The sequence below is a fragment of the Oceanobacillus saliphilus genome (assembly GCF_023522835.1).
Lineage (GTDB): Bacteria > Bacillota > Bacilli > Bacillales > Amphibacillaceae > Oceanobacillus > Oceanobacillus saliphilus.
In genome coordinates, this window is record NZ_JALCZU010000010.1 from 171,049 (window position 1) to 184,164 (window position 13,116).

A 13,116-nucleotide genomic window follows, 5' to 3' on the forward strand; every position below is an offset into this window, starting at 1 on the left:
CAGTTCTTATTTTAGGTAGTTTGAGAATCTGTTATAATCAGGCACTCTTCTCTGCCAATTGAATGGTTGTAATACAAGTGTTGTCACCTTCAAACGTAGATATCACCGACTCGGCTGATTTCCCGTCTTGTGTAATAGTCACGTTGTATGTTTCGTCACGTGGTAACCATAAATCGATAAATCCGTTAGCCATTGTTTTCATCGTTTCATCCACCATTACATTACCTTCTGTATCCTCAATGTACACGTTAAACTCCTCTTCCACCATTTCCCCCTGGCAGCTCGTTAAGCTGTGAATGGCACAAGGATGGGTCTGTTCAACGAATGGTGCGATGGAAACGAAAAACTCATCTTGAGGCAAATCATATGTTAACTCATTGGAGTCGCTTTCGGTCACGATAAGTTGTTCCGAGTCAATCGAAGCAGCCTCGGCCGTTAAATTACCTAAACTGTAATCACTTACCAATTGCTTTATATCCTGCGTAGTTCCTTCATCGGAAACATTGCTTCTGCCAACTACTGTAAAGATGTAAATTCCCACCAGCACTACCGCTATGACTATTGTAGATAGAAGTATTTTCTTTTTCATGTTATTCATCTCCTGTCTCTCTATGAATCTCTGTAAACACGCTCTCCGTTCATTTTAACATATCCATTATTATATGCAGCGTTCAAACGTTGAACATTTTATGTCATCTGGGAATAAAATGCACGGTCGAAATGCCATAGTTCACAGTGTTTTCGCCGTAGTTTCCCTCCTATTTGCCGAAGTTTACTGCAATGATGCCATAGTTCACAATTACAGGGTGAACGACATTAGTGTGGGTAGCAGGATAAACTTAGCGGCTAAACTAATCTAAAATACTGCTGTTTTTCGTAGAATGAACATCGGCCTATGAGTTATGTTCCCTTTGTATTGCGCAAAAAAACTATCTATTAAAAGATAGCTTAGAATTCATTGGCCAGTCTCAATTTTGATAATTTACTTTCATTATCCGAAAGAGTATATTATTTAAGGAAGTCTACTTTTTTTAGGGAGAAATTATCATGAATATATTTACGAGGATATTTAAAGTAAGTCATTTATCAACCATCAGAATTATTGTCATGCTTTATGTTGTAGCGGTGACACTTTCTACAGTATTATTGAGTATCCCGTTCTTTCATAAGGAAGGGATAGATTTATCTTTTATAGATCTATTATTTACGGCCGTTAGTGCTATAAGTGTCACAGGACTAACCGTTGTTTCTACCGTAGATACCTTTAATGTTGCAGGGAGCATTGCCCTTTCCTTTGTATTGCAAGTTGGTGGGATTGGAATTATGACCTTGGGAACTTTTGTATGGATCATATTAGGAAAAAGGATTGGTTTGCGTGGCAGGCAACTTATCCAAATCGATCAAAACAGAGCTACTTTAAATGGCGTTGTTATATTATTACTTAAAATACTTAAGACCATCCTGTTAATTGAGTTGGTAGGTACTATTATCTTAAGTACTTACTTTTTATCCTATTTTGATACGTGGCAGGAAGCTCTCCTTCAAGGATTCTTTGGAGCTGTAAGTGCGACAACCAATGCGGGATTTGATATAACTGGTTCCTCATTAATACCCTTTGCTGATGATTATTTTGTACAATTCGTTAATATTGTTTTACTGACTCTAGGAGCCATTGGTTTTCCGGTATTACTTGAACTTCAGGACTTCTTAAGAGGAGATTATAGTAAAGGTAACCCTAGACACAGTTTTTCCTTGTTTACTAAACTTACCACGATTACTTTCTTTGCCCTGATTCTTGTTGGCTGGCTGTTAATATTGGTATTGGAATATAATGCTGCCTTTTTTGCGGACAAGACATGGCATGAAAGATTGGCCTACAGTCTATTCCAATCAGTTACCACAAGGAATGGAGGGCTGGCTACCATGGATGTAAGTGAATTTACCTCAGCAACATTAGTTATGATGTGTGTACTTATGTTCATTGGTGCGTCACCCAGCAGTGTGGGAGGGGGAATACGTACAACGACTTTCGCAATAATGCTGTTAGCCATCTATAACTTCGCCAAAGGAAGGCAACACATCAAAGTTTTCGGGAGAGAGCTTGAGGATGAAGATGTCATCCGTTCATTTATTGTCATTACTACTGCGGGGATGGTGTGTGTGACAGCGATCATACTCATGTCTTACATAGAACCTTTTTCATTGTTGCAGATCGCCTTTGAGGTTTTCTCAGCATTTGGTACTACGGGGCTATCCCTGGGGATTACCCCTGAATTGAGTACAGCAGGTAAATGCATCATTATCTTCTTAATGTTTGTTGGTAGGATTGGAATATTTTCGTTCTTGTTCCTAATCAGAGGAAAAGTATCAAAAGATAATTATCACTATCCTAGAGAGAAGATGATTATCGGATAGTAAGGTGCCATTGCAGTAACTAGTAGATTAATGACCTTTTGTTCATACAAAATAACTCTTAAGACTGTGCAATTTAAAGACTAATAAATGGTTAACAACAAAGAAAAAAGTTGAATTTCTCAACTAAATGCTGAGAAATTCGGCTTTTTAATATTGGAATTTCCTTAAGGTTGTAAATAAGTATTTTTTTCTGACGCTACCCCTGTAACGACAACTAGTTTTTGATAATTCTACACGATAAACCGAATAGCCCTCATAATATCAACTCTTCAAAATGGTGTAACTTTATTTTAAATAAACACGTTACTCATCGTACGTTTTTCTATTTGTTTCCGTCATTACAGCAAATATGGCAACACTTTATTCAATCGGATTGGACATTTCCTCTTGACGATTACACAAAATATATATATAATTTTAAATCGTAACCATTACGATATAGGTCGGATTGCTATATACGAAGTTTTCATTTGTAAAATGATTAAGCGTATTAGCTATCTATCCCCTGCCATTAGGGTACCAGGCTTCCGATTCAACCGAAGCGGAGTCTGCTGATAAAAGACTACCGGGTGGCTTTTCAAGGTGTCCATATGCTTTTTGCGGGTACGGAAGACGGAAATGGAAAGAGGATGAAAGTAGAAAAAGTGAACTCGCTTTTATCAGGAGCAAGTTAAATCAGGAAGAGCTTAGCATTGGGTTTCGATATTGCATGGGTGAGGATTTAAACCTTCATAAGGAAGGAAATTTTTTTGGTATTCAAATCGTAATGATTACGCTTTGAAATCATTACAGCAGGAGGAATATTATATGAAAAAGAAGGTACCAGTCACCGTTTTAAGTGGCTATTTAGGATCTGGAAAAACAACGTTGCTTAATCACATTCTACATAATAAAGAAGGTATAAAAGTTGCTGTCATTGTAAATGACATGAGCGAGATTAATGTTGATGCGGGTCTCGTAGAAAATGAAGGCACGCTATCCAGAGTAGATGAGCAGCTTGTAGAAATGTCTAATGGATGCATATGCTGTACGTTACGAGAAGATTTGCTGGTTGAAGTAGAGAAATTAACCAAGGATGGTAAGTTTGATTATATTCTCATTGAATCTACAGGTATTAGTGAACCAATCCCTGTAGCGCAAACCTTCTCCTATTTAGACGATCAATTAGGTATTGATCTTAATAAACACTGCACCCTGGACACGATGGTAACCGTTGTGGATGCAAGTCGCTTTTGGCATGATTTTGGTTCTGGTGAAAGTTTAATAGATAGGAAGGAAGCTATTTCGGAAGATGATGAACGGGAAATTGCAGATTTACTAATTGATCAGATCGAATTTTGCGATGTACTAATTTTAAACAAGTGTGATCTTATTAATGAAGCTGAGTTAAAAAAATTAGAGAAGGTTTTAAGAAAGCTTCAGCCAGAGGCAAAATTCATTAAAACATCTTACGGAACAGTTGATCCAAAAGAAATCTTATTCACAAATTCATTTGATTTTGAGAAAGCAAGTGCTTCAGCAGGCTGGTTGAAAGAGTTAACCAATGGACCAGAACAGCACACCCCTGAAACGGAGGAATATGGAATTGGTTCGTTTACATATGAACGTAAGCTCCCTTTTCACTCTGTTCGATTACTGAAATTTATAGAAACGATGCCTGAGAATATAGTGAGGTCGAAAGGAATTATGTGGTGCGCGACCCGAAATGAATTTGCGTTACTACTTTCGCAAGCCGGCTTAAATGCAAATATCGAACCGGCTACTTATTGGGTGGCAGCCCTCTCCAAACAAAGGCAGAAAGAGATTTTACAGGACAACCCAGAAGTGCTGCAATCATGGGATCCGAAGTTTGGGGATCGTAAGACGCAACTCGTTTTTATTGGAATAGATTTAGATAAGGAAACAATTTCCAATGAGTTGGATCAATGTCTGTTAACACCGGAAGAGATGAAGAGTGATTGGAATTCTTTGCCAGATCCATTCAATTGGAATATCCAAAAAGGCTAATAGAAACGTTGAGTCAGGCAGCTTGTGTTCAAACCATTTAAATTGAAGGAGGAAATTAGCAATGGCAAAGAAATCAAAAGTAGCGAAAGCAATGAAGCAACAAGCTATGGTAGAAAAATATGAAGCAATTAGAAGGGAACTGAAGGAAAAGGGTGATTACGAAGCCCTTCGTAAACTGCCACGAGATTCTTCTCCAACACGGCTGAAAAATCGTTGTGCGGTTACCGGTCGTCCTAGAGGTTACATGCGGAAGTTTGGGATGTCTCGAATTGCTTTTCGGGAATATGCGCATAAAGGACAGGTGCCCGGAGTGAAAAAATCTAGTTGGTAATTAGGTAAGATAATTGAGCTTTGGTATAGATGCCCTGCCCCATCTCTTAACTGGGGCCGGGTATCTTATCTAGTCTGTTTTAATTCTTGAATACATGACTATTACTGATTAAAAAAAATTAAAATACTGATATTGTTATCAGGAGAGTCGTTCGCTTGTTTCAAAGCTGTATCATACGTAGCTCCATGTTAGTATAACTTAATAGTCTATTTTCAAACCGCAAACAAGCTATTGAAGGATTCGCTCATCACGGGATGATTATAGATTTGATCCCTTAACATGGTATACGGCGCATCAAGGTCCATGGCCAGTTTTACGAGGTTAATGAGTTCCGGTGACTCTGGACCGAACAGACTGGCACCAAGGATTTTTTCGGTTTTCTTATCAATGACTACTTTAAATAGTCCACGCAGATCATCAATGACATGTGCACGGGGATGGGAAGCTACCGGCAATTTGCCTTCCATAATTTCATAGCCCTCTTCATCTGCCTCTTTCGCTGTCAGTCCGACTCTGGATAGTGGTGGATCGATAAACATGGAATAAGGAACATTTTCGCGAGTCGCCAATGAACGATTTTTATCTCCAAACAGATAGTCCATAACAATCCGATAGTCATCCAGAGAAATGTACGTAAACTGCATACCGCCCTTCACATCACCGAGCGCCCAAACGTGATTGACCGTTGTTTCCAAATGCTCATTGACTTTAATGGCACCTTCTTCGGTGAGTTCAATACCAGTATTCTCCAAGCCGAGATTTTCCACATTCGGTTTTCTTCCTGTAGCAAGTAACACTGCATCCGCACGCACTGTTTCCCCATTCGATAATGTAAGCGTAACTTTCTCGTTAGCTTCATCCGTGATTTTCTCCGCTCTGGAATTAAAATAAAAGCGGATGCCCTTCTTATCCAATTCCTTCTGTACTTCCGCAGCGATTTCTCTGTCCTCGTTTGGCATCAATTCCTCGTCGGGTGTAATAACCGTTACTTTTGAGCCAAAACGATGATACATCGAAGCATATTCGAGGCCAATATAACCTCCACCGACAATTGCCAATTGCTCCGGCAGCTCTTTTCTTTCAATCAGTGTTGTACTTGTGTACACCTTGCTCGAATTTAAGTCGCCTTCCATCGGAGGTATATTGCTTGTTGCACCAGTATTGATGAAAATATGTTCAGCAGTGAGCAATACTTTCTTCCCGTTGACTTCTATCTCGACTTCTATATCGGATTTGAATGTTGCTTCCGATTCATAAATGGTTACATGTTCATGATCTGCAAGACTGTTATAATTCTTTGTGCGCAGCTTTTCCACTACCTTGTCTTTACGTTCAATTGCATCTCCATAAGGAATTCCATTTAGTCCATCATGGACGAGGACTTTTGTCGGGATACAGGCAATGTTGATACAAGTTCCGCCATACATGCTTGGATCCTTTTCAATCAATGCCACCTTCCAATCCCTGTTGGCCAGATCTCCTGCAAGTGTTTTCCCTGCTTTTCCAAAACCAATTATAATTGCATCATACGACGTCATATATTTCCCTCTTTCCTTATTTATCGGGTAATGATGGTCTTCCCTACTTTTCATGTTATACCCATTGAAGGTATATTTAAACTAATTGGATTCAGAGTCAAGCGTTCGAGCTTCAGACGACCGCATAGATAAAAAATGGTCTACAGAAAAATCTCTGTAAACCAATTGTTGCTTATGCACTTTCCTTCTTAATAGCTATTTTTTTCAACCATACTTGTGACTTCCAGCGTTTCAAGGCAAATGTGCCGCGCAGCCATTCATCGATTCCCTGGGCAAGCCATATTCCAAGCAGCCCTAATCCAAGTGTGACACCGAAGAAATAACTCAGCAGGACAGCGACTCCCCACATGGAGATGATCCCGATAACAACTGGAAATCGGACATCCCCTACTGATTTCAACGACCCCATCAAAACAATATTCATGGCACGCCCCGGTTCAATGAATACAATCGCCCATAAGACCGGAAGCGCAATAGCAATAATGCTTGGATTATCTGTAAATACAGCTAGGATCGGTTCGCCAATTAGTGCTACGGCAAGCGAAACGGTAAGTGAAACAAGGACAGCAATCTTTAACGTTTTTATTCCCCGCTTCAATGCCCTGTCATAGTTTCCCGCACCGACATAGCGTGCAACAAGGAGCTGTGTCCCCTGGGCTATTGCCATTGTGAACAGGAAGCAAACCATCGATATGTTCAGAATATAGACCCTTGCTGCCAATGCTGCGTCCCCTGTAATTGCGACGAAGCTGGTGATGACTACCTGTGAGAATTGATACGAAAGATTCTCTCCGGCAGATGGAATCCCGATGGTCAGCAACCCCTTCACATCAGCTTTATTTATATGAAAGATATCTTTCAATTGAAACTTCAGTGCCAATCTTTTGTAAACAAAGTAAAACAGTGCCACAACCAAGAAAATCCTTGCAACAATAATGGAGATGGAAACCCCAAATACACCTGTCACCGGAAAGCCAAACAACCCTTTGATTGCAATTAAGAAACCAATGATGCTGATTACATTCATGATTACTGTTACAAACATCGTTTCTCTCGTATGTCCATAACTCCTTAATACTGCACTTAATGCCAAAGCAATTGCTTCGATAAAAAGAGAGATACCGGTAATCGTCAGGAAGGTGTAGGCATAGCCATACACTTCTCCACTCAGACCATAAAATTGCAAAAACACACCGCCAAAGGCAACAACGACAATTGTCATTACTATTCCGACCCAGAAATTAATTCCGAATGCAGACCTTGCAAGGCGCCGTGCCTCTTTGATCCGATTGGCCCCCAGATTCTGACCGATTAAAATGGTCGCACCAATTGCCGACACGTTAAAGACTAAGATGAAGATATTGATGATTTGATTGGCTACCCCTACCCCTGCAACAGCGTTATCCGCATAGCCACTCAGCACCAATGTTGCAATAATCCCCATGCTCATATGGAGTGATATTTCAATAAAAAGCGGCCACGTGATATTAAACAAGGATTGATCCTGGTATTTATTTTTCTCTATCGTCAATTCGTTTCTTTTTCTCCTTCTTGTTAAAAATCATTACGAACGTTATTTTAATCCTATTTTAAGCAAATTGGAATATAAAGTTTTTGACTTATAGAATATAAAATTTTCAATTAATTTTTCACGGAATGAGGAATTCGGAAAACTTGTTCCGTATAAAGGGTTTCCCCACTCCGCTTCAATTTGCACCAGCCGAATTTACTTGTTACTATAAATAAATATATTCCACTTACAAACTGTGAATATATGCAAGTCCTCTGAATAATTTCCTAAGGCAAAAAAAATAAGCCTGTCTTAAGCACGCTTTATTCGATATATCTATCTCTTTGGAATCGGTGTCAGAGTTTTGGCCTTATTTTTCAAAAGTGGTACCTTAAAAATTCACAAAAATGTAATGTTGCAGACAAGTAGCAGAATTCACTACCGTCCACAGCATTTTTTATATTTTTTTCCACTTCCGCATGGGCATGGCTCATTTCTGCCTATCTTTTCCACTTTTTTGCTTTCACTTTTAGATTCAGCAGTCGGTAATGGACGTAAATGTTTTTTCTCCTGTACACTTAACTCTGTTGAGGTGTATCCTTTTAGAAACCATTCCCTCGTGTTATTCACTCCAGCTAGCTTAATAACTCCAAGGAAACCTCTGAAAGTCGATGTCTTATTACTAACTGTACTTTTCTTACTTTGTCATTACGTTTTCTTATATCCTCCGTTTGTTTTTCCCAAGATAAATTTGTTTCCTTTTCTAAGCTGGCTACTTCATGTTCTATCCACGTTGCGTAGTTGTCATATATTTCTATACCAAGTAATTCGTTATCAAACTCCTCTGGCACTTGATAATGTAATTCTTTAAACCACTCCTGAAATGCCTTTTCCCCATATTTCCTAATTCGCTCTCTAAAAATAGTCACTATTTCATATGTAAAATCCTCATTCCAACCCGTTTCAAGCATCTTGTTTTGAATATTTTCCAACGTGAAGTTATCTAAACTTCTATCCTTATAACGGAATAATTTCTTGATCACTTTTCTTGCTCCTTTATATTAGACCATCGTTTGACAATCTTGTTGTTCGATAGCCCAAATCTTGATAAGAGTAACAATCTATTCTCTAATTCTTCTCAAATATTTATAAAAACGTACAAATCCGATCAAAATTAAGACGGTCATCGCAATACCGTAAAAAATAGACTTAAACGTATAACTGAGCTACTCCATACTACTTACCATAGCAGAGCCTAAAACAAAAAATAATACCAAAACTAATAATCTATTTTCCATATGCTGTCCCCTTTCCATCTCTTCTGCACAATCTCTTCTTGTTAGATCGACCCAACGGTGCAAGCAATTGCTCGTTAAGCAATGCATCCGTTAACGCCATATGAAACCTGCTATTCAACAGGTTTTAATTTCTTGATTTCATCGGGGACTTCCTGGTAAAGAAATCGTTTATTTGGTCTCATTACTGAAAATGAAAAGATAATAGATGAGACAAGCATGATAAGTGCCAACGTAATAATTGTAAGTCTTAATGAAATTATATCAGCTGCAAATCCAATTGCCAGAATAAATACTACTTGAACAGCACTTTGTATCAACTGATAAATACTCGTTACTCTTCCCATTATTTCTACTGGAACATTGTTTTGGTAGAAAGTCATGATGCCAGCATTTACGAACACATTAAAGAAACCTAAGATAACAAATCCTACCACAATAGATAAAAATGACCATGAAAATGCATAGATTACATAACCAATCGTCATCATAACAAGGCCAATGACAATCATAAATCGGAGCGAGAAGTAATTTGAAAAAAGTGAAAGTAACATGGCACCTACAACAGAGCCAATTCCAGTTATACTTATCAACAAACTATACTCCATCTCAGAAAGCCCTATGACTTGTTGTGTGAAAACAACTTCTTGTGCATCCATAGCAAACGAAAAAATCATCACCATAATAAAACCAAGGTAGATAAATGATACATATTTATTATGAGACATAAACCTTCGAACAACTGTAAAATCTCTTAACACTTGGGAAAAAGTCAATGTTGGAATCGTTTTTTTATCAATGTTCTCTTTATCGGGTAGAAAAAATAATAAAATTGCTGAAACAAGAAAGAATATTGCAGTTAGCCACAACGTTATTTCAACAGAGGTTACTAACATAAGCGAACCCCCGATTGCTGGTCCAATAATAAATGCCCCGGAAGTTGCAAAAGATCGAATAGAGTTAAATCGTTTCCTTTTTTCTTTTGGAACAAGTATAGCAACATATGTCATCGAGGATGGATTAAAAAATGCTTTTGCCACACTTAGAACAACCAAAATTCCATAAATAACTGCCATGTTTGGTGCAAACGGGATGAAGCAGATGAACAACGCTCTAACTATGTATGTTACAATCATTACTTTTCTCTTGCTACGATAATCAATGAAACTACCAGTCCATAATTTTGTAATAATATTAGTTAGTGGACCAATAATCCAAAGTCCTGCGACAGCAGCTGCCGACCCTGTTAGTTGATATACAATAATATTAATCGCCACTAAATAAACAAAGTCTCCGATACTAGCTATTCCAATTGAAAATAGTAACAGCGTGGGGTCTCTCCAACCCGCTAACAATGTTAACATACACAGTTCTCCTTTATTATGATGAAAGTCTGTTAATGTATACTATTGATATTTTCAAGAATATAATACCTGGTCAATGCAATGCTCCATCCTATTTAAAAAGTGAAGTAGACCGACTATATATGCCATTCTACTTGCTACTGTTGCTGTACTTTGTAATTTTCTTCAGGATAAAATAAGCAATTACGGCAGATAGAAAGGCCAAAAATAATGTAAGTATAAAATGACTATTACTGCTTTCAATAATTACTTCCTGAGATAAATTAGCACTCACATTCCAAGCCTCTGTTATATTTGGAGTATACATAAGTGTAAGAAGCATGCCAGATATAACTTGGAATAATGAAAATAATATTAGAAAACTAATGGCAATGATCATAAAATTTTTCATGGTTGACTGACTCCCCTATCATTTTAACGTCTATACTGTACTACGATTTAGAAAGAGAGAAGTTTCACTATTCCATTAAACAGCCACCCGTTAGCTTAAATGAAGACGTCACATTTAAACGATGTCATTATTGTAAGATCCCCTATTTAAAGTGGACATCATCACAATCTTTAAAGCGCCATTCTTTTTTAGAGCGGCCTAGAACTAATCCAAATTTGTTCAATGAATAGCAAGGGGCGTCAGTTGGATTAATAAACACTTTTATGGATGTATTCCATTTAATTCATCCTAATTTCTATCTACCTATAATTAATGTCGAAAAAGTAAAAGTGCCTTAAGTCCTTCGTGGGCGTCCGAGATAACAAGTTTTGGTGATTGTAAGCCCCTATGAATTAAAGAATGCACCCCCAGTTTTCTTTTGACTCTTTATGAGCTATTTGAAAGCCAATAATTTCTCTTTTATCTTCCGAATATTATCTCTTCCATATTCTCCTGCGATTGTTTCCCTTCATTTTTAATTTCTAAATCGTATCTAATTTGCAAACCCATAAATTTAATACAAATTACTATAATAACAAACGTCCAAAGTAAAAATTGGCGGGAATGAGTACGGTTAAATACCGTATTCACACCAGCCAATTAGCTGCTTCATATAGAATATAACTTTTGGAGATCACATCAGTTTAACATTACTTCGCTTTAACCTTGAATTGGACACTTTTACTATTCCCCTGTCACATCAACATTCTTTCGCTCGAAGTTATCAAGCAATGCACGTACTTCATCTGTTGACTCGGTACTCATCAATTGATTTCGTAACTCGCCTGCCCCTCGAATCCCACGGACATATATCTTAAAGAAGCGACGCAAGGGCCTGAACGGACGGGCTTCTATTTTCGAGTATTTATCAAAGAGATCCAAATGCAACCTTAAGAGCTCAAGCAATTCCTGACTACTATGATCTTTCGGCTCCTTTTCAAAGGCAAATGGATTTTTAAAAACGCCACGCCCAATCATAACCCCATCCACACCGTATTCCTCGGCGAGTTTCAAGCCGGTTTCACGGTCTGGAATATCTCCATTAATCGTCAAAAGTGTATCTGGTGCCACCTCGTCGCGAAGTTTCTTTATCTCGGGGATCAGTTCCCAATGAGCATCTACTTTACTCATTTCCTTTTTTGTACGCAGATGAATGGAAAGATTCGCAATATCCTGTTTTAATATGTGCGTTAGCCAATCGTGCCATTCATCAACATTCGTGTAACCAAGCCTTGTCTTCACACTTACGGGTAAACCTCCCGCTTTCGCAGCTTCTATTAGCTCTGCCGCTACTTCCGGACGGCGGATAAGGCCGCATCCTTTCCCTTTCCCTGCCACATTAGGAACTGGACAGCCCATATTGATATCAACACCTCGAAACCCAAGTTCTGCCATACCAATACTCATTTGCCGAAAGTGTTCAGGTTGATCCCCCCATATGTGGGCTACAATAGGTTGTTCATCCTCGGTAAAAGTCAAACGCCCACGCACACTTTCCTTTCCTTCTGGATGACAGTAGCTTACAGAGTTGGTAAACTCGGTAAAAAACACATCAGGTCTGCCAGCTTCACTCACCACATGACGAAAAACAACATCTGTCACATCCTCCATTGGTGCCAGCACAAAAAACGGTCGTGGTAAATCACGCCAGAAATTATCTATCATATTTAAATTCAATCCTCTCATTAAAGTATACCAGGTCAAACCTTTATCGCCTTAGAAAACTTGGCAACTGCCTAAGCCTTTGGGCGAATGCCTTACTTGCAAAGTAAAAAGCAGAAATGTCCATGCTTCGTTTACACTTATACCATGATTAAGTACTTTTTATCAAACTGATCCGAAATGTTTATTATACAAGGTATTGTTTATTTTAACCAGACTATCACCAGAAACCCAAATTTTTTGAATACGTAATTAAGGCGCAGTTCGCCCTTCTTTTATTACTTATCCAATAGTTTAATCCCACAACGTTTATCTCCTTAGTACAACCTTATTTTTTATGGCCGATTCTTCACTATCTATAAACAAATAATAACGAATATCCACTACTTCAATTGCAAATATCTGAAATGAACAAAAAAAAAAAGACCATCGTTTGATGATCTCATTGTTAATGGTAGATACAGAAAAAGAGGCTGGGACATAACTAGCCAAAATGAATAAAAATGGTTCCGTTCATCGGTTTTTGGATGATCGGAACCATTTTTATTTGAATTATTTTCATCA

Annotated in this window: 10 protein-coding genes and 2 pseudogenes; 3 read left to right on the plus strand and 9 right to left on the minus strand. The window is 38.2% G+C overall.

Going from position 1 to position 13,116, the window contains the following annotated elements:
* Positions 1 to 37: 37 nt before the first annotated feature.
* Positions 38 to 589, minus strand: coding sequence for a CueP family metal-binding protein (locus MN204_RS16415; protein WP_249872172.1), 552 nt, complete (start codon positions 587 to 589; stop codon positions 38 to 40).
* A 458-nt stretch (positions 590 to 1,047) separates the two neighbouring features.
* Here MN204_RS16415 and MN204_RS16420 point away from each other — a divergent pair, with 458 nt between their 5' ends.
* The 3 genes from MN204_RS16420 to rpsN all read left to right on the plus strand — a co-directional run bounded on the left by MN204_RS16420 (position 1,048) and on the right by rpsN (position 4,753).
* Positions 1,048 to 2,415: a TrkH family potassium uptake protein gene (locus tag MN204_RS16420; RefSeq protein ID WP_249872173.1), complete on the plus strand. Its 1,368-nt coding sequence runs from the start codon at positions 1,048 to 1,050 to the stop codon at positions 2,413 to 2,415.
* An 807-nt stretch (positions 2,416 to 3,222) separates the two neighbouring features.
* Complete coding sequence (locus MN204_RS16425; protein ID WP_249872174.1) at positions 3,223 to 4,422, plus strand: GTP-binding protein; 1,200 nt, start codon at positions 3,223 to 3,225, stop codon at positions 4,420 to 4,422.
* 61 nt (positions 4,423 to 4,483) lie between these two features.
* Positions 4,484 to 4,753 (plus strand): 30S ribosomal protein S14, encoded by a 270-nt coding sequence (gene rpsN / locus MN204_RS16430; protein ID WP_249872175.1) that lies wholly within the window; start codon positions 4,484 to 4,486, stop codon positions 4,751 to 4,753.
* A 212-nt stretch (positions 4,754 to 4,965) separates the two neighbouring features.
* Here rpsN and MN204_RS16435 read toward each other — a convergent pair whose 3' ends face one another.
* The 8 genes and pseudogenes from MN204_RS16435 to MN204_RS16465 form a co-directional block, all read right to left on the minus strand.
* A complete protein-coding gene (locus MN204_RS16435; RefSeq protein WP_249872176.1) occupies positions 4,966 to 6,291 on the minus strand; it encodes an FAD-containing oxidoreductase in 1,326 nt (441 codons plus the stop codon).
* A gap of 172 nt (positions 6,292 to 6,463) precedes the next feature.
* On the minus strand, positions 6,464 to 7,822 hold the full coding sequence (locus MN204_RS16440) for an MATE family efflux transporter (protein ID WP_249872177.1): 1,359 nt from the start codon (positions 7,820 to 7,822) through the stop codon (positions 6,464 to 6,466).
* Between the two features lie 417 nt (positions 7,823 to 8,239).
* A pseudogene (locus MN204_RS21515) lies at positions 8,240 to 8,431 on the minus strand (SEC-C metal-binding domain-containing protein); the annotation flags it as partial.
* Between the two features lie 5 nt (positions 8,432 to 8,436).
* Entirely contained in the window at positions 8,437 to 8,844 is a 408-nt protein-coding gene (locus tag MN204_RS16450) for a hypothetical protein (protein ID WP_249872178.1), read from the minus strand.
* A gap of 365 nt (positions 8,845 to 9,209) precedes the next feature.
* Positions 9,210 to 10,460, minus strand: a complete 1,251-nt coding sequence (locus MN204_RS16455; protein WP_249872179.1) for an MFS transporter — start codon at positions 10,458 to 10,460, stop codon at positions 9,210 to 9,212.
* 130 nt (positions 10,461 to 10,590) lie between these two features.
* On the minus strand, positions 10,591 to 10,851 hold the full coding sequence (locus MN204_RS16460) for a hypothetical protein (protein WP_249872180.1): 261 nt from the start codon (positions 10,849 to 10,851) through the stop codon (positions 10,591 to 10,593).
* A 333-nt stretch (positions 10,852 to 11,184) separates the two neighbouring features.
* Positions 11,185 to 11,318, minus strand: a pseudogene (locus MN204_RS21740) (transposase); the annotation flags it as partial.
* A gap of 256 nt (positions 11,319 to 11,574) precedes the next feature.
* Positions 11,575 to 12,555, minus strand: coding sequence for a tRNA dihydrouridine synthase (locus tag MN204_RS16465; RefSeq protein WP_249872187.1), 981 nt, complete (start codon positions 12,553 to 12,555; stop codon positions 11,575 to 11,577).
* Positions 12,556 to 13,116: the final 561 nt, after the last annotated feature.